Genomic DNA, 16,635 nt, shown 5'->3' with positions numbered 1-16,635 from the left:
TTAGAAGGAATTGTGGGATGGGTAGAAAATATTTTGGTACTGACGGCATTCGTGGGCGTGTGGGTGACTTCCCTATAACCCCGGAATTCATGCTCAAGCTCGGCTGGGCAGCCGGGATGGCTTTTCGCAAGCAGGGCAAGTGCCGCATTCTGATCGGCAAGGACACGCGCATCTCCGGTTATATGTTCGAGTCTGCCTTGGAGGCTGGTTTGTCTGCGGCCGGCGCGGATGTGATGCTGCTCGGCCCAATGCCGACGCCGGCAATCGCCTACCTGACCCGTACCTTCCATGCCGAGGCTGGCATCGTTATCAGTGCCTCGCACAATCCCCATCATGACAACGGCATCAAGTTCTTCTCCGGGCAGGGCACCAAGCTGCCGGACGAAATTGAGCTGATGATCGAAGAGTTGCTTGATCAGCCGATGACGGTGGTCGAGTCCGAGCAGTTGGGCAAGGTCTCGCGAATCAACGATGCCGCCGGGCGCTATATCGAATTCTGTAAGAGCAGTGTGCCGAGTAGTACCGACTTCGCTGGGCTGAAGATCGTCGTCGATTGCGCCCATGGCGCGGCGTATAAGGTTGCACCTAGCGTATTCCGTGAGTTGGGGGCGCAGGTCACTGTGCTTTCAGCCCAGCCTAATGGCTTGAATATCAATGATAACTGCGGCTCGACCCACGTCGAGGCCTTGCAGGCCGAAGTGCTGGCACAGCAGGCTGATCTGGGTATCGCCTTTGATGGCGATGCGGATCGGGTGTTGATGGTCGATCACTCCGGCGCTGTAGTTGATGGGGATGAGCTGCTGTTTATCATCGCTCGCGATCTGCTGGAACGCGGCAAGCTGCAGGGCGGGGTCGTCGGTACGCTGATGAGTAACCTTGGGTTGGAGCTGGCTCTGGCTGATCTGGGCATACCGTTTGTGCGGGCCAAGGTTGGCGACCGTTACGTGATTGCCGAGTTGCTGTCGCGCAATTGGCAGTTGGGTGGTGAGAACTCTGGGCATCTGGTGTGTTTCCAGCACACCACTACCGGTGATGCAATTATCGCTGCGCTGCAGGTGTTGATGGCTCTTAAGCGCCGTGAGCAAACCTTGGGCGAGGCGCGTCTGGGTATGCAGAAGTGCCCGCAGGTGCTGGTGAACGTACGCTTTGCCGGTGGTGTTGATCCGTTGGAGCATCCGGCTGTGCAGCAGGCTAGTGCGCGGGTAACCGAGCAGATGGCCGGTCGTGGGCGGGTGTTGCTGCGTAAATCCGGCACCGAGCCGTTGGTGCGAGTTATGGTTGAAGGTGATGACGAAGGCCAGGTGCGCGGCTATGCCGATGAATTGGCTAAAGTTGTTGCTGATGTATGTGCTTGATTCGGCTTGCCAGTCTGGTAGCTGTTGGGTAACATCTGCGCCCTCTTTGACCGACGAGGTAAAGCATGCGTCGCCCAATGGTTGCTGGTAACTGGAAAATGCACGGTACCCGCGCCAGCGTCGTAGAGCTGATCAGCGGTCTCAATCAGCAGGCGTTGCCAGCTGGTGTAGATGTAGCGGTCTTTCCGTCTTGTTTGCATCTTGGCCAGGTGGTTGATGGTTTGGCAGGCAAGGCTGTTGCGGTAGGCGCGCAAGATTGCGCAACCGAAGCGCAGCAAGGTGCTTTGACTGGTGAAGTGGCGGCAAGTCAGTTGCATGACGCGCGCTGTTCGCTTGTGCTGGTCGGTCACTCCGAGCGTAGGTTGCTGCTGGGTGAGAGTGATGAAGTTGTGACGCGCAAATTTGCTGCGGCGCAGTCTTCGGGTTTGCTCCCAGTGCTGTGTGTCGGTGAGACCCTTGCTCAGCGTGAGGCTGGGCAGACACTTGAAGTGGTTGCGGCGCAGTTGTCTGCCGTGACTGATGCTTTGGGTGTGGAAGTGTTTTCCGCTGCGGTCATCGCTTATGAGCCGGTTTGGGCTATTGGCACTGGTTTGACTGCATCGCCTGCGCAAGCGCAGGAAGTGCATGCGGCGATTCGTGCGCAGTTGGCGGCGAAAAGTCCTGAGTTGGCTGGCAAGGTAAGAATTCTTTATGGTGGCAGCGTCAAGGCCGCCAGTGCTGCCGAGTTGTTCGGTATGCCGGATATCGATGGGGGGCTTGTAGGTGGAGCCTCTCTGAATGCGGATGAGTTCGGTGCGATTTGTCGCGCCGCAGGAAGCTAAAGAAATGCTGGAAACAGTTATCGTTGTTCTTCATCTGCTGGGTGCCATCGGTGTTGTTGCGCTGGTTTTGTTGCAGCAGGGTAAAGGCGCAGATGCAGGTGCCTCGTTCGGTGCGGGTGCTTCTTCTACCGTATTCGGTAGCCAAGGAAGTACTACCTTTCTGAGTCGAGTTACTGCTATACTTGCCGCCGGTTTTTTCATGACTAGCTTGGGTTTAGCGTTCTTTGCTAAAGACAAAGCTGATGGTATGGCTCAGGTTGGTTTGCCTGATCCAGCGGTCCTGGAAGTGCAGCAGGCTAAGCCGGCTGTTGAAGATGTACCTGTTCTTGATGCAGCTAAGCCGCCAGTTGAAGCGGCGGACGTACCTCAGGCTCCAGAGCAGCAGTAATAGGTTGTATGCAGTAAACGATTTTGCCGAGGTGGTGGAATTGGTAGACACGCTACCTTGAGGTGGTAGTGGCCATAGGCTGTAGGGGTTCGAGTCCCCTTCTCGGTACCATTTTTCAGGAAGGCCCGCTTGATGCGGGCCTTTTTGTTGCTGGAGTGTCGATTGACCCTGTGTGGGGTTAGGTCGTATAATCCGGCCCCAGCTTTGATGTGGGAATGAGCAGCAAAGTCGCTCCTCGGATGTTAAGTCCGAAGCTGGCTGGGTTAAACCAGTCCCCGCATTGAGTTGCAGAGGAGCCCCTTTCAAGGGGCTTTTTGCTAGCTGGATGACAGCTTTACCGGCCTTTAGAGGGCGGTTCGATGATGGGCGATTCGCCCATTTTTTATTTCTACAGCATGCGCGAGGGGTTCAGGTGTCGAGCAAGCTAGAACAGTTGCAGGCCTTGGTGGCCCCGGTAGTCGAGGCCCTTGGCTACCAATGTTGGGGTGTCGAGTTCCTGTCACAAGGGCGGCATTCTCTGCTGCGAATTTATATTGATAAACAGCCTGACGGCGTGTTGATCGAGGACTGTGAAATTGTCAGTCGGCAGATCAGTGGTGTGCTCGATGTCGAGGACCCGATCAGCGCTGAGTACACCCTTGAGGTGTCCTCGCCAGGTATGGATCGGCCGCTGTTCACCCTTGAACAGTTCGCCAGCCATGCCGGTGAGCAAGTAAAGATCAAGCTGCGCTCGCCTTTTGAAGGTCGACGCAATTTTCAGGGCCTTCTACGCGGTGTGGAAGAGCAGGACGTGGTAGTGCAGGTGGATGACCATGAATTCCTGTTGCCGATCGACATGATCGACAAGGCCAACATTATCCCCAGGTTTGATTGAGACGCGGATCCCGCGCAAGTGGCGCGGATAGCGCGGATCCAATGGATTGCGAAAGGCGAGGCGTACGATGAGCAAAGAAGTACTGCTGGTTGTTGAGTCGGTATCCAACGAAAAGGGTGTACCGGCGAGCGTAATTTTTGAGGCGCTGGAGCTGGCTTTAGCCACTGCTACCAAAAAGCGCTTTGAAGACGAAGTGGAGTTGCGTGTGGCGATCAATCGTCAGACTGGCAACTACGAAACATTCCGCTGCTGGACAGTGGTTGAAGAAAGTGACTTTGATGATCCTGCACACCAGGTCACCACTGACATGCCGCGTGCAGTCGAAGCCAACGCCAAAGTTGGTGACGTGCTGGAAGAGAAGATCGAGTCCATCGAGTTCGGTCGTATTGCCGCGCAAACCGCCAAGCAAGTGATTGTGCAGAAAGTCCGCGAAGCTGAGCGCGCTCAGGTGGTCGAGGCTTACCGCGAGCGCCTGGGTGAAATCATCTCCGGCACCGTGAAGAAAGTCACCCGTGACAGCGTGATCGTTGATCTGGGTAACAACGCTGAAGCCATGTTGGCTCGCGAAGACATCATCTCCCGCGAAACTTTCCGTGTTGGTGTTCGCCTGCGTGCTCTGCTCAAGGAAATTCGCACCGAGAACCGCGGTCCGCAGTTGATCCTCTCGCGTACCGCCCCGGAAATGCTCATCGAGCTGTTCCGCATTGAAGTGCCGGAAATTGCCGAAGAGCTGATCGAAGTCATGGGCGCGTCCCGTGATCCGGGTTCGCGCGCCAAGTTGGCTGTGCGTTCCAAAGACAAGCGTATCGACCCGCAGGGTGCCTGTATCGGCATGCGCGGTTCGCGCGTGCAGGCGGTTTCCGGCGAGTTGGCTGGCGAGCGTGTAGACATCGTGCTGTGGGATGACAATCCCGCGCAGTTCGTGATCAACGCCATGTCGCCGGCCGAGGTTGCAGCCATCATCGTCGACGAAGATGCCCATGCCATGGACATCGCCGTTGGTGCAGACAACCTTGCTCAGGCCATTGGCCGTGGCGGTCAAAACGTGCGTTTGGCCAGTCAGTTGACTGGCTGGACCCTGAACGTGATGACCGAGGCGGACATCCAGGCCAAGCAGCAAGCAGAAACAGGCGACATCCTGCAGCGCTTTATCGATGAGCTGGAAGTCGACGAAGAACTGGCCCAGGTGTTGGTCGAAGAGGGCTTCACCAGCCTTGAAGAAATTGCCTATGTGCCGATGGAGGAGATGCTCAGCATCGATGGTTTTGACGAGGATATCGTCAATGAGCTTCGTGCTCGCGCCAAAGATCGCCTGCTGACCAAAGCCATCGCCAACGAGGAAAAGCTGGCAGATGCCCACCCAGCCGAAGACTTGCTCTCGCTTGAGGGGATGGATAAGGCGCTTGCGCATGAACTGGCAGTGCGCGGCGTTGTTAACCGCGAAGACCTGGCCGAGCAGTCTATTGATGACCTGCTCGACATCGACGGTATCGACGCTGAGCGAGCCGGCAAGTTGATCATGGCCGCCCGAGCCCATTGGTTCGAGTAAGCAGTTGCGGCCTGAGGAGAGAAATGCATGACGCAAGTCACGGTTAAAGAACTGGCCCAAGTGGTCAATACACCGGTTGAACGCCTGCTGCAGCAGATGAGTGAGGCAGGTTTGCCACACAAAAGTGCTGATCAAGCAGTCACTGACAGTGAGAAGCAGGCCCTGTTGGCCCATCTCAAGAGCAGTCACGGCGACAGCAAAACAGAAGAGCCGCGCAAAATTACTTTGCAGCGCAAAACTACCAGCACCCTGCGGGTTGCTGGCAGTAAGACCATCAGTGTTGAAGTGCGCAAGAAGAAGACCTTCGTTAAGCGCAGCGCTGAAGAGATCGAGGCTGAAAAGCAGCGTGAGCTGGCTGAACAGCGTGCTGTCGCTGAAGCTGCCAAAGCAAAAACTGACGAAGAAGCTAAGCGCCGCGCCGCAGAAGAAGCACAGCGTCCTGCACCTGTAGCGGGTGAGGCCGTGGTTGAAGCCGCTCCGGTTGTAGCAGTTGAGCTACCGGTAGTGGCTGCCCCTGTGGCTGACGAGCGTAAGAAAGACGAGCCTCGTCGTCCCGATAAGGCACGCAATGATGACGCCGACCGTCGTGGTGGCGAGCGCAAGACCACTCAGCATCGCCCGACCGTCAAGGAAAAGGCCCCGGCACCACGTGTTGCGCCGCGCACCATCGACGAAGAAAGCGACAGCTTCCGTCGTGGCGGTCGTGGCAAGGCCAAACTGAAGAAGCGTAATGCTCACGGCTTCCAGAGCCCGACAGGCCCGATCGTGCGTGAAGTGAAGATTGGCGAGACCATCACGGTGGGCGATCTGGCTCAGCAGATGTCGGTCAAAGCCGCTGAAATCATCAAGTTCATGTTCAAGCTGGGTACCCCTGCGACCATCAACCAGGTGCTGGATCAGGAAACTGCCCAGTTGGTTGCTGAAGAGCTGGGTCACAAAGTTACCCTGGTCAGCGACACCGCCCTGGAAGACTCCCTGGCTGAGTCGCTGAAGTTTGAAGGCGAGACCTTTGCTCGTGCGCCGGTTGTGACCGTAATGGGTCACGTTGACCACGGTAAAACCTCGCTGCTCGACTACATTCGTCGCGCCAAGGTGGCGGCTGGCGAAGCTGGCGGTATCACCCAGCACATCGGTGCCTACCACGTAGAAACCGAGCGCGGCATGGTCACCTTCCTCGACACCCCGGGCCACGCCGCGTTTACCGCAATGCGTGCCCGTGGTGCCAAGGCGACCGACATCGTCATCCTCGTGGTGGCTGCGGACGACGGCGTGATGCCGCAAACCATTGAAGCCGTTCAGCATGCTCAGGCAGCTGGCGTTCCGCTGGTGGTTGCAGTGAACAAGATCGACAAGCCGGGCGCTGACCTTGATCGCATTCGTAGCGAGCTGTCGGTGCACGGTGTGACCTCGGAAGAGTGGGGCGGTGATACGCCGTTCGTTCCTGTGTCGGCGAAAGTCGGTACCGGTGTCGACGAACTGCTCGAAGCCGTACTGCTGCAAGCCGAGATCCTCGAGCTGAAAGCCACTCCTTCGGCCCCAGGTCGTGGTGTTGTGGTTGAATCGCGTCTGGATAAGGGCCGCGGTCCGGTTGCGACCGTATTGGTTCAGGACGGTACTCTGCGCCAAGGCGACATGGTGCTGATCGGTTCCAACTACGGCCGTATCCGCGCCATGCTCGACGAGAACGGCAAGCCGATCAAAGAAGCGGGCCCGTCGATTCCAGTCGAGATTCTCGGTTTGGACGGCACCCCGGATGCTGGCGACGACATGAGCGTGCTGGCTGACGAGAAGAAGGCACGCGAAGTCGCCCTGTTCCGTCAAGGCAAGTTCCGCGAAGTGAAACTGGCCCGTGCTCACGCCGGCAAGCTGGAAAACATCTTCGAGAACATGGGCCAGGAAGAGAAGAAGACGCTTAACATCGTCCTCAAATCTGACGTCCGTGGTTCGTTGGAAGCGCTGCAAGGCTCGCTCAGCGGCCTGGGCAACGATGAAGTCCAGGTGCGTGTGGTCGGTGGCGGTGTCGGTGGTATCACTGAATCCGATGCCAACCTGGCGCTGGCCTCCAACGCTGTACTGTTCGGTTTCAACGTGCGTGCTGATGCCGGCGCGCGCAAGATCGTCGAGCAGGAAGGTCTGGATATGCGTTACTACAACGTGATCTACGACATCATCGAAGACGTGAAGAAAGCGCTGACCGGCATGCTCGGCAGTGATGTTCGCGAGAACATCCTGGGTATCGCTGAAGTGCGTGACGTGTTCCGTTCGCCTAAGTTCGGTGCGATTGCCGGTTGTATGGTGGTTGAAGGTACGGTTTACCGTAACCGTCCGATCCGCGTACTGCGCGACGATGTAGTGATCTTCGAAGGCGAACTGGAATCCCTGCGTCGCTTTAAAGACGATGCCTCCGAAGTGCGTAATGGCATGGAGTGCGGTATCGGCGTGAAGAGCTACAACGACGTTAAGGTCGGCGACAAGATCGAAGTGTTCGAGAAAGTCCAAGTGGCTCGTAGCCTTTAAGCACGAGTCGCAACACGCAGCGCCCGGCCCCGCATTTGCGCGGCCGGGCGTTTGCCGCTTTTAGGTCCGCTGCTTTCACGCAGCGCGACGAGTGAAGGTAGTAAGAAATGGCCAAAGAATTTAGCCGGGCTCAGCGCATCGGCGACCAGATACAGCGCGAATTGGCGCAGTTGATCCGCCTGGAAGTCAAAGACCCGCGTCTTGGCGGCCTGGTGACCATCACTGCGGTGGAAGTTAGCCGCGACTCCAGCCACGCCAAGGTGTTTGTCACCATCATGGGGGGTGAGCCTGAAGAGGGTGTCGATCCCGTCGTGCAGAGCATCAAGGTGCTCAACGATGCCAGCGGCTTCCTTCGCATGCAGCTGGGCAAGGCAATGAAGCTGCGCAGCGTGCCGAACCTGCGTTTCCATTACGACGAAAGCGTGATTCGCGGTGCGCAGTTGTCGGCATTGATCGAGCGCGCAGTCAGTGAAGACCGCCAGCACGAAGATGAACCCGAGGCCAAGGAGTAAGCGCGTGGCCCAGGTCAAACGTATTCGTCGTGCCGTCGATGGCATCATCCTGCTGGATAAGCCCAAAGGCTTTAGCTCCAACGCCGCCTTGCAGAAGGTGCGCTGGTTGCTGAATGCCGAAAAGGCTGGGCACACCGGTAGCCTCGATCCCCTGGCCACTGGCGTACTGCCGTTGTGCTTCGGCGAGGCGACCAAGTTCTCCCAGTACCTGTTGGATGCCGACAAAGGCTACGAAACCCTGATGCAGCTGGGCGTCACCACCACCACGGCTGATGCCGAAGGTGAGGTGCTGGAACGTCGCCCAGTGACCGTTGGTCGCGCCGATATTGAAGCGGCGCTACCCGGCTTTCGTGGTGAAATCAGCCAGATACCGCCGATGTACTCGGCGCTCAAGCGTGACGGGCAGCCCCTTTATAAGTTGGCCCGTGCCGGTGAAGTAGTGGAGCGTGAGCCGCGTTCTGTTACTATTGCGCGCCTGGAATTACTGGACTGCGAAGCGGAGCAAGCGCGCCTGGCGGTCGATTGCAGCAAAGGCACGTATATCCGCACGCTGGTCGAAGACATTGGCCACCTGCTGGGTTGCGGTGCACACGTTGCAGAGCTGCGCAGAACCAAAGCCGGCCCGTTCGACCTGAGCCGCACCGTAACGCTCGAAGAGCTGGAACGGGTGCATGGCGAAGGTGGCAATGAGGCCGTTGACCAGTTCCTGCAACCGGTCGACAGCGGTCTGCAACACTGGCCGCTGCTGCAGTTCTCCGAGCACAGTTCGTTCTACTGGCTGCAAGGGCAGCCGGTACGCGCCCCGGAAGCGCCGAAGTTCGGCATGGTTCGGGTGCAAGATCACAACGGTCGCTTTATCGGTATCGGTGAAGTGAGCGAAGACGGGCGCATTGCGCCGCGTCGTTTGATTCGGTCAGCATGACCGTAGCGCATACATGGGGTTTCGGCTCTGGTGTGCGTGTATCGAGGGTGGCTGTTAATAGGCACGGTCATACCTCACTTAAAAACACGGGAAGCGATTCCCGGCCTATTGAAATGGTTGCTTTGCAGCCGTTTCTTAACTGAGAGGATTGCCCCATGGCACTCAGCGTTGAAGAAAAAGCCCAGATCGTAACTGACTACCAGCAAGCTGCTGGCGACACCGGTAGCCCGGAAGTGCAAGTTGCACTGCTGTCCGCCAACATCAACAAGCTGCAAGGCCACTTCAAGGCCAACGGTAAAGATCACCACAGCCGTCGTGGTCTGATCCGTATGGTTAACCAGCGTCGTAAGCTGCTGGACTACCTGAAGGGTAAGGACACCAGTCGTTACAGCGCCCTGATCGGTCGCCTGGGTCTGCGTCGCTAAGCAATGCTTACGCGTAGCTGACTGCCGAAGCTGGAAGTGGGGTTTACCCTGCTTCCAGCTTTTGCTTTTCTGCTTTAGCTGTTTTGGACGATAGCGGGTCCGATTCCCGTAACCGCCCACTCATTCTGTAAGACCCGTCTGTTCACATGCTGAACAACGGCTGCAAGAAACGCTTTCCCTAAGGGCAACAAAGAGAAGGAAAACACCGTGAACCCGGTAATCAAGAAGTTTCAGTTCGGTCAATCGACCGTTACCCTCGAGACAGGCCGTATCGCCCGTCAAGCCTCCGGCGCAGTGCTGGTCACCGTTGACGACGACGTCGCCGTACTGGTCGCCGTAACCGGCGCCAAGACTGCTGACCCAAGCAAAGGCTTTTTCCCGCTGTCCGTGCACTACCAAGAAAAAACCTATGCAGCCGGCAAGATCCCCGGCGGTTTCTTCAAGCGTGAAGCCCGTCCTTCCGAGAAGGAAACCCTGACTTCGCGCCTGATCGACCGTCCGATCCGTCCACTGTTCCCAGAAGGTTTCCAGAACGAAGTGCAGGTTATCTGCACCGTGATCTCCACCAGCAAGAAGACCGATCCGGACATCGCTGCGATGATCGGTACCTCGGCTGCGCTGGCCATCTCCGGCATCCCGTTCAACGGTCCGATCGGTGCTGCGCGCGTAGCCTTCCACCCGGAAACCGGCTACCTGCTGAACCCGACTTACGAGCAACTCAAGGCCTCCAGCCTGGACATGGTCGTAGCCGGCACTAAAGACGCCGTACTGATGGTTGAATCGGAAGCCAAAGAGCTGACCGAAGACCAGATGCTGGGCGCTGTACTGTTCGCCCATGACGAATTCCAGGTGGTCATCAATGCTGTTGCCGAGCTGGCTGCTGAAGCCGCCAAGCCGACGTGGGACTGGCAGCCAAAAGCTGAGAACACTGCACTGCTGAACGCTATCCGTAGCGAGTTCGGCGAGGCGATCTCCCAGGCTTACACCATCACCATCAAGCACGAGCGTTATGCCCGTCTGGGCGAGCTGCGCAATGAAATCGTTGCCAAGTTCTCCGGTGAAGAAGGCCAGCCTTCTGCTGCTGAAGTCAAAGACGCTTTCGGCGAAATCGAATACCGCACCGTTCGTGAGAACATCGTTAACGGCAAGCCGCGTATCGATGGCCGTGACACCCGCACTGTACGCGGCCTGAACATCGAAGTAGGTGTTCTGGACAAGACCCACGGTTCGGCGCTGTTCACCCGTGGTGAGACTCAGGCTCTGGTGGTTGCCACCCTCGGTACCGCGCGCGACGCACAGCTGCTCGACACCCTGGAAGGCGAGAAGAAAGACCCCTTCATGCTGCACTACAACTTCCCGCCTTACTCGGTGGGCGAGTGTGGTCGCATGGGCGCTACTGGCCGCCGCGAAATCGGTCACGGCCGTTTGGCGCGTCGTTCGGTTCAGGCCATGTTGCCTGCTGCTGACGTGTTCCCGTACACCATTCGTGTGGTTTCGGAAATCACCGAGTCCAACGGTTCCAGCTCCATGGCTTCGGTTTGCGGTGCATCCCTGGCTCTGATGGACGCCGGTGTGCCGATGAAGGCGCCGGTTGCTGGTATCGCCATGGGTCTGGTTAAAGAAGGCGAGAAATTCGCCGTTCTGACCGACATCCTCGGCGACGAAGATCATCTGGGCGACATGGACTTCAAAGTAGCCGGTACCGCCAATGGCGTCACCGCGCTGCAGATGGACATCAAGATCCAGGGCATCACCGAAGAGATCATGGAAATCGCCCTGAATCAGGCCCTGGAAGCACGCCTGAACATTCTCGGTCAGATGAACAAGATCATCGCAACCTCGCGCACCGAGTTGTCGGCTAACGCCCCAACCATGATCGCGATGAAGATCGACCAGGACAAGATTCGCGACGTGATCGGCAAAGGTGGTGCAACCATCCGCGCGATCTGCGAAGAAACCAAGGCGTCGATCGATATCGAAGACGACGGTTCGATCAAGATCTTCGGCGAAACCAAGGAAGCGGCCGAGGCTGCGCGTCAGCGCGTACTGGGCATCACCGCGGAAGCCGAGATCGGTAAGATCTACGTCGGCAAGGTTGAGCGCATCGTCGACTTCGGCGCATTCGTCAACATCCTGCCGGGCAAAGACGGCCTGGTGCACATCTCCATGCTGAGCGACGCTCGCGTTGAGAAAGTGACTGACATTCTGAAAGAAGGTCAGGAAGTTGAAGTACTGGTACTGGACGTGGACAACCGCGGCCGTATCAAGCTGTCGATCAAGGATGTAGCTGCTGCCAAGGCTTCGGGCGTTTAATCGCCGCGTCGCTAACAGCAGAAAAGAGGGCCCTTCGGGGCCCTCTTTTTTTGCCTGTAGATAAAGCGTTTAGCCTCGTCGCCTATAGAGGCCGCAGCTGTCGTGCAATATGCCTTGCTCGTTTGGCCCTAACATGCAGATTGCACGAGGCAGGCTGATCTAATTTGATTTTAAGTTATTGATATTTATAGATTATTTTATTTTAAGAGGGTTGGCATAGCGCTTGCGATAGTACTGGGGAGACTGCAGCTCGTAGTGGCTTGCAGATTGTTCAGTACACGCAGGAGGCATTATTTATGAAAAAGCCAATCAAGCATTTCGCAGTAACCGCTATGACCGCTACCGCGCTGGGTTTGTTGCTCGCTGGGCCGGTTATGGCTGCGGACACACCGACCGTGCAGCCAACCCTACTGGCCGCCAGTGAGACGATGGATAAAGCAGAAGATGCGGTTTCCGACACTTGGATCACCAGTAAGGTGAAGTCGACCTTCCTGGCCGACAGCAGCTTGAGCGGTATCGACATCAAGGTCGAAACCAATAAGGGCGTTGTTACGCTTTCCGGTGTTGTTGCCAGCTCCGCCGAACGTGACCTGGCCATTGCCAAGGCAGGCGAGATCAAAGGTGTGAGCGCTGTATCCGCCGAAGCGCTGAAAACCGCTCAGTAATCCATGGAAGCGTGCCAGGCGCTGCGATGGGCCTGGCAGCCACTCAACGACGAGGACAAGCAGATGAATGCTGACGTAATCAAAGGCAAGTGGAAGCAAATCAATGGTCGCATCAAGGAGCGTTGGGGCAACCTGACCGATGATGACCTGAATGTTGCTGAAGGCCATAGCGAGTACCTGGCCGGCAAGCTGCAAGAGCGTTACGGTTGGACCAAGGAAAAGGCTCAGGACGAGCTGCGTGATTTCAGCAGCAAGCTGTAATCAGGCGTAAAAAAGCCCCGCAGGCATAACCCAGCGGGGCTTTTTTGTGGCTCTTATGGAAAGGCTTAGCTGCCGCGTTTACTTTCCACGCTCTTCAGGCGGCCACCTTCGAATCGCAGATAGTAGTTCATGCCGTTACGCGGACCATAGACCCACTCCTCGACGAGGAACTCGTTATTGCCGTGGGCATCCAGGGTGTAGCCCAGCATGTCGCGGGCAATCGGTTCGCCACATTTGCTGGCGACCTCTGTGGTGCGGTCGCCGGTGCTGGCGATGCCTTTCTCGCAGCGCAGGGTGCTGGCCTGGGCACTGGTTGCCAGCGCGAGCAGGGTCAGGCTGAGTGCTATCCGTTGCATGGTGCAATGTCCTTATCGTTGGTTTGGGTGAGTGTTAGGTGTTGCTAGTTGCCGCGTTTACTATCGATCTTGATCAGTCGATTGCCTTGAAAGCGCAGAAATTGGTACATGCCGTTGCGCGGTCCGTATGACCATTCTTCGACCGCGACTTCATTGTAGAAACCGTATTCATCCAGCACTTCGCGGTAGCCGAGAAAGTCACGACTCAGAGGTTCGCCGCATTTGCTGCTGACTTCGCTGGTGGTGTCATCAAGGCTGACCAGCCCGCTGTCGCAACGCAGAGTCGATGAAGCCTGTGCACAGAAGGGCACAAGTAATAGCAGGGCGCTGATAAAAGCTTTCATCTATTAGCGGCTACGACGGCGTTCGATGGCGCGCAGGCGCGTGCCTTCGAAGGTAAGAATACTGAGCATGCCGTTATCAGGGCCGTAGACCCATTCCTCGATCTGGTATTCGCGCCGCTCGTTTGGGCCGAGGGAGTAGCCGACCAGATCGCGAAAGGCTGGTTCGCCGCATTTCTGCAGCACCTCGAAGCGTCGGTCATCCAGGCTGACCAGTTGGCTGCCGCAGCGCATGGTCTCAGCCTGAGCCAGAGACGATGCGCCCATCAGGGCAAGGAGCAGCGTTGTAGCCAATGCACGCATATGACGAAGACCTTACTCGCTGCCGAGATGCAGGGTAGTGGCGACGCGGCCATTGGCGTCAGCCTGTGCCATATTGACATCCAGCAGGTAAATACGTTCGTCGGCCAGGCCGCCGCGCTCGACCAGATAGCTCTTTATTTCTGCCGCTCGCGCCTGGGCCAGCTGACGCTGTAGCAGTTCACTTTGTGCCCAGGATTGCAGCACACCTTCGCGCATCTTCACGCTGCGCTCCTCGTCGGGCAGTTCGGCCCACTCGGCTGGCGGCTGCTGTTTGAGGCGGGTGCGGTAGATGCCTTCGAGCAGTACGGCTTTGTCGTCCTCATCCACCACCAGCTCACTGGCTTCGGCAGGTACATCCTCCCCACGGCGTTGCAGCATCTTGTACCAGGTGTTCTGGTATTCGCGCTCCAGGCGCGCAGCAGCCAGTGGTGGGCCGTCGCTGCTCTGCGCGCTCATGCCTTCGACTTCCAGGCGCAGGGTCGGACGCTCCTTCAGGGCGCTGGCCAGAGTATCCAGCGCTTTCTGCGCGTCGCCGTCGAGCTCGCTGTCACCGGCATTGAAGCGCACGGTGCTGAGGTCTACGTCACTGCCGCCACTGACCAGGCCGCCGATAAATTTGAACGGTGCCTGCGCGGCGCGCAGCACCAGATTGCGCAGGGTTTGCCAGACGATGGGCATAACGCTGAACTGCGGGCTGTTGAGGTCGCCCTGCACGGGCAGCTGGATGCTGATATTTCCGTCGGTGTCTTTGAGCAGGGCAATGGCTAGGCGGATTGGCAGGTCCATGGCGTCTTTGCTGTCGACTTTCTCACCCAGCTGCAGGTCTTCCAGCAGCAGTTTGTTCTCGGCGTTGAGCTGGCCTTTCTCGATCTGGTAATGCAGGTCGAGGTTGAGGCGGCCCTTGCGTATGCGGAAACCGGCGAACTTGCCGGAGTAGGGCGTGAGGGTGGTCAGTTCGACATTCTTGAAGCTGGTGGCGATATCCAGGCTGTTCATTGGGTCGAACGGCGTCAGCTTGCCTTTGATGCTGACGGGTGCGTACTTATCGACCTTGCCTTTAATATCGACGCTGGCGGTTTTCGGGCTCTGGTTGTCGAGTGTGCCGATCTGGCCGTTGAGTTGCTGAATAGCCGTGGCGAAGTTAGGCGTCAGACTGAAGTCGGCAAAGTTCGCCGAACCGTCCTTGATGCTGATACCGCCTATGCGCATCGGCAGCGGTTTACTTGCCGCTGCGGGCTTGGCGTTGGCCTCTGCCGGCTGTGGAATCATCAGATCGCTGATATTGGTGGTCAGGTCTTCATTGATGATAAAGCGCACATAAGGCTGCTGCAGTTTGACTTGGCCGATCACCAAGCCCTTGCCGTGTTGATAGTCGATTCCTTCCACCAGCACTTGCTGCCATTTAAGGAAGTCGCGGTCCTTTAGCGTGTCGAGAGTATGCAGTTGGTTGATCTCGGCTTGCCCGCCAATACTGAATGCCAGCGGTTCCACGCTCTGCAGATCAACCGCCAGGTCGCTGCCGAGCTTGCCGCTACGCAGTTCAAGACGCACGAAGGGGCTCAGGTAGGTCTGCGCCAGGCGCAGGTCGATATCGCGGGTGGCCACCTGCAGCTTGGCTGTTGTCGGGGTCAGTTGCACCTGGCCGTCGGCCTTGATCTGCCCGGTCTTGTTCACCCCGGTGTCGAGCTTGAGGCCGAAGGGCGACGTGCCCAGGCTGTCGAAGTCGTTCAGATCAAGGTTGAGTGGTGCCAGGTCGATTTTGACTTCCGCGCCGCCGGCGCGGTCGGCCAGATGCACCTGATAGTCGCGCAGTTGCACGTCACGCAGGATTACCTGCCAGGGTTTGCTGGGCTCTTCCGGCTGGCCGGCAGTGGCGGTTTCCAGGTCAGCGGATTGCTCTGCGGTGGTCGGTTCGCTTGGCTCATTTGCCGGTTCGGCTTCCGTAGCTGCGGAGCCTGCGCCAACCTCATTTGGAGCTGGAGCTGGAGCTGGAGCTGGAGCTGGAGCTGGTTTGGCGGGTTGGCTGGCCAGCAGCTTCTGCCAGTCGAGCTGGCCATCGGCCTCGCGTGCAGCCCAGGTTTCCAGCTTCTGGCTACGAATCTTGCCGACGATGACCTGCTGCTTGGCCAGGTCCACGCTGGTTTCGCTGATATCCAGACTTTCCAGGCGCAGCAACGCTTTATCCGCCGGGCTCTTGATGGCAAAGCTGCTGACGCTGAGCAGGGTATTGCTCAGCAGTAGTTCGGTGCCTTTGGCCAGGTTCAGGCTGTAGTCGCTGCTCAGATTGACGGTGCCGTCCTCTAGGACCAGCGGAACCGCATCGCGCACATAGGGCCAGATGGCTTTAAGTTTGCCGTCAGTGACTTTCAGACTGCCGCTGGAGCTGATTGGCACCAGACTGATGCGCCCGGTCCAGTCGATCCGCCCGCCGGTGGGGCCCGTGGCGACCAGGCTCATGTCGGCATTGTCGTCAGGCAGGGTGCTGAGGTTGAACAACTCGAAGTTGAGGTCGTCGTAAATAAACTCGATTGGCTCGCTGGGACGCAGATCCTGAAAATGCACGTTGCCGCCACTCAGTTTGATCCGCGAAATACGCAGCGGGAACGGCTCACCGGCCGGCTCTTCAACCGCAGGCTCGGTGCTAGGCGGGACGTTAAACAGTTGCGTTAGATTTAGTCTGCCATCCTTGCCGAACAGCACTTCACTGTGCGGCTTGTCCAGCTCGATATCGGCCAGGTGCAGCACGCCGCTCCACAGGCTGTCGAGTTGCAGATTGGCATACAGGCGTTCGAAGGCGATTTGCTGCTGGTCGGCCTCGCCAATCTGCAGGCCCCAGAGGCTGAGCTCCAGGCTGAACGGGTTGAGTTGCAGGCGCTGCAGCGTGGCGGGTACTTCGGCGTATTGCGCCAGCTGCTGGTTGGCGATGCGCAGGCCGATACCGGGCAGAATCAGAAAACCCAGCAGGCTGTAGAGGGCAACGGCGATAACAATGGCGCTGGCAGCGCGCTTTATTCCTTTAAGCATAAAAACGTC

The 16,635-nt window shown here is 57.9% G+C and carries 16 protein-coding genes and 1 tRNA gene; 13 read left to right on the top strand and 4 right to left on the bottom strand.

Annotation, left to right across the window (positions count from 1 at the left end):
* The first annotated feature begins 17 nt into the window (after positions 1–17).
* The 13 genes from glmM to ALTER154_RS16735 all read left to right on the top strand — a co-directional run bounded on the left by glmM (position 18) and on the right by ALTER154_RS16735 (position 12,602).
* Positions 18–1,355 (top strand): phosphoglucosamine mutase, encoded by a 1,338-nt coding sequence (gene glmM / locus ALTER154_RS16795; protein WP_090255976.1) that lies wholly within the window; start codon positions 18–20, stop codon positions 1,353–1,355.
* A 65-nt stretch (positions 1,356–1,420) separates the two neighbouring features.
* Positions 1,421–2,176, top strand: a complete 756-nt coding sequence (gene tpiA / locus ALTER154_RS16790; protein WP_160088692.1) for a triose-phosphate isomerase — start codon at positions 1,421–1,423, stop codon at positions 2,174–2,176.
* Positions 2,139–2,564 carry a preprotein translocase subunit SecG gene (gene secG, locus ALTER154_RS16785; RefSeq protein WP_178126368.1) on the top strand — a complete coding sequence of 142 codons (426 nt, stop codon included), beginning with the start codon at positions 2,139–2,141 and terminating at the stop codon, positions 2,562–2,564. Before tpiA ends, secG begins: the two co-directional genes overlap by 38 nt.
* A 25-nt stretch (positions 2,565–2,589) precedes the next feature.
* A tRNA-Leu gene (locus tag ALTER154_RS16780) sits at positions 2,590–2,675 on the top strand.
* Between the two features lie 301 nt (positions 2,676–2,976).
* Complete coding sequence (gene rimP / locus ALTER154_RS16775) at positions 2,977–3,438, top strand: ribosome maturation factor RimP (protein WP_090255979.1); 462 nt, start codon at positions 2,977–2,979, stop codon at positions 3,436–3,438.
* Positions 3,439–3,505: 67 nt separating this feature from the next.
* A complete protein-coding gene (gene nusA, locus ALTER154_RS16770; protein WP_090255980.1) occupies positions 3,506–4,987 on the top strand; it encodes a transcription termination factor NusA in 1,482 nt (493 codons plus the stop codon).
* A gap of 27 nt (positions 4,988–5,014) precedes the next feature.
* Positions 5,015–7,504 carry a translation initiation factor IF-2 gene (infB, locus tag ALTER154_RS16765; RefSeq protein ID WP_160088688.1) on the top strand — a complete coding sequence of 830 codons (2,490 nt, stop codon included), beginning with the start codon at positions 5,015–5,017 and terminating at the stop codon, positions 7,502–7,504.
* A gap of 107 nt (positions 7,505–7,611) precedes the next feature.
* Entirely contained in the window at positions 7,612–8,016 is a 405-nt protein-coding gene (gene rbfA / locus ALTER154_RS16760) for a 30S ribosome-binding factor RbfA (protein ID WP_090255982.1), read from the top strand.
* Between the two features lie 4 nt (positions 8,017–8,020).
* A complete protein-coding gene (truB, locus tag ALTER154_RS16755; protein ID WP_090255983.1) occupies positions 8,021–8,938 on the top strand; it encodes a tRNA pseudouridine(55) synthase TruB in 918 nt (305 codons plus the stop codon).
* Positions 8,939–9,093: 155 nt separating this feature from the next.
* Positions 9,094–9,363 (top strand): 30S ribosomal protein S15, encoded by a 270-nt coding sequence (gene rpsO / locus ALTER154_RS16750; protein ID WP_090255984.1) that lies wholly within the window; start codon positions 9,094–9,096, stop codon positions 9,361–9,363.
* A gap of 207 nt (positions 9,364–9,570) precedes the next feature.
* Entirely contained in the window at positions 9,571–11,676 is a 2,106-nt protein-coding gene (pnp, locus tag ALTER154_RS16745) for a polyribonucleotide nucleotidyltransferase (protein ID WP_160088686.1), read from the top strand.
* Between the two features lie 296 nt (positions 11,677–11,972).
* Positions 11,973–12,341, top strand: coding sequence for a BON domain-containing protein (locus ALTER154_RS16740; RefSeq protein WP_090255986.1), 369 nt, complete (start codon positions 11,973–11,975; stop codon positions 12,339–12,341).
* A gap of 63 nt (positions 12,342–12,404) precedes the next feature.
* The gene (locus ALTER154_RS16735; protein ID WP_090256042.1) at positions 12,405–12,602 is read left to right on the top strand and encodes a CsbD family protein; all 198 of its coding nucleotides are present in this window, start codon (positions 12,405–12,407) and stop codon (positions 12,600–12,602) included.
* A 65-nt stretch (positions 12,603–12,667) separates the two neighbouring features.
* Here ALTER154_RS16735 and ALTER154_RS16730 read toward each other — a convergent pair whose 3' ends face one another.
* From ALTER154_RS16730 to ALTER154_RS16715, 4 genes are read right to left on the bottom strand one after another with little or no spacing between them, the layout of a single operon-like run.
* Complete coding sequence (locus tag ALTER154_RS16730; RefSeq protein ID WP_160015927.1) at positions 12,668–12,958, bottom strand: DUF2845 domain-containing protein; 291 nt, start codon at positions 12,956–12,958, stop codon at positions 12,668–12,670.
* Between the two features lie 44 nt (positions 12,959–13,002).
* Positions 13,003–13,302, bottom strand: a complete 300-nt coding sequence (locus tag ALTER154_RS16725; protein WP_160088684.1) for a DUF2845 domain-containing protein — start codon at positions 13,300–13,302, stop codon at positions 13,003–13,005.
* Positions 13,303–13,305: 3 nt separating this feature from the next.
* A complete protein-coding gene (locus tag ALTER154_RS16720) occupies positions 13,306–13,602 on the bottom strand; it encodes a DUF2845 domain-containing protein (RefSeq protein WP_160088682.1) in 297 nt (98 codons plus the stop codon).
* Positions 13,603–13,614: 12 nt separating this feature from the next.
* Positions 13,615–16,626 carry a DUF748 domain-containing protein gene (locus tag ALTER154_RS16715; protein WP_160088680.1) on the bottom strand — a complete coding sequence of 1,004 codons (3,012 nt, stop codon included), beginning with the start codon at positions 16,624–16,626 and terminating at the stop codon, positions 13,615–13,617.
* Positions 16,627–16,635: the final 9 nt, after the last annotated feature.

The organism is Pseudomonas sp. 9AZ, from assembly GCF_902506525.1.
GTDB classification, from domain to species: domain Bacteria; phylum Pseudomonadota; class Gammaproteobacteria; order Pseudomonadales; family Pseudomonadaceae; genus Aquipseudomonas; species Aquipseudomonas peli.
This window is presented reverse-complemented; position numbering and strand designations above follow the sequence as displayed.

Coding starts and splice junctions, on each gene's coding strand:
- glmM (WP_090255976.1), top strand. CDS start 18: ATGGGTAGAAAATATTTTGGTACTGACGGCATTCGTGGGCGTGTGGGT.
- ALTER154_RS16725 (WP_160088684.1), bottom strand. CDS start 13,302: ATGAAAGCTTTTATCAGCGCCCTGCTATTACTTGTGCCCTTCTGTGCA.
- ALTER154_RS16720 (WP_160088682.1), bottom strand. CDS start 13,602: ATGCGTGCATTGGCTACAACGCTGCTCCTTGCCCTGATGGGCGCATCG.
- ALTER154_RS16735 (WP_090256042.1), top strand. CDS start 12,405: ATGAATGCTGACGTAATCAAAGGCAAGTGGAAGCAAATCAATGGTCGC.
- tpiA (WP_160088692.1), top strand. CDS start 1,421: ATGCGTCGCCCAATGGTTGCTGGTAACTGGAAAATGCACGGTACCCGC.
- secG (WP_178126368.1), top strand. CDS start 2,139: ATGAGTTCGGTGCGATTTGTCGCGCCGCAGGAAGCTAAAGAAATGCTG.
- rpsO (WP_090255984.1), top strand. CDS start 9,094: ATGGCACTCAGCGTTGAAGAAAAAGCCCAGATCGTAACTGACTACCAG.
- nusA (WP_090255980.1), top strand. CDS start 3,506: ATGAGCAAAGAAGTACTGCTGGTTGTTGAGTCGGTATCCAACGAAAAG.
- infB (WP_160088688.1), top strand. CDS start 5,015: ATGACGCAAGTCACGGTTAAAGAACTGGCCCAAGTGGTCAATACACCG.
- ALTER154_RS16730 (WP_160015927.1), bottom strand. CDS start 12,958: ATGCAACGGATAGCACTCAGCCTGACCCTGCTCGCGCTGGCAACCAGT.
- rbfA (WP_090255982.1), top strand. CDS start 7,612: ATGGCCAAAGAATTTAGCCGGGCTCAGCGCATCGGCGACCAGATACAG.
- ALTER154_RS16740 (WP_090255986.1), top strand. CDS start 11,973: ATGAAAAAGCCAATCAAGCATTTCGCAGTAACCGCTATGACCGCTACC.
- ALTER154_RS16715 (WP_160088680.1), bottom strand. CDS start 16,626: ATGCTTAAAGGAATAAAGCGCGCTGCCAGCGCCATTGTTATCGCCGTT.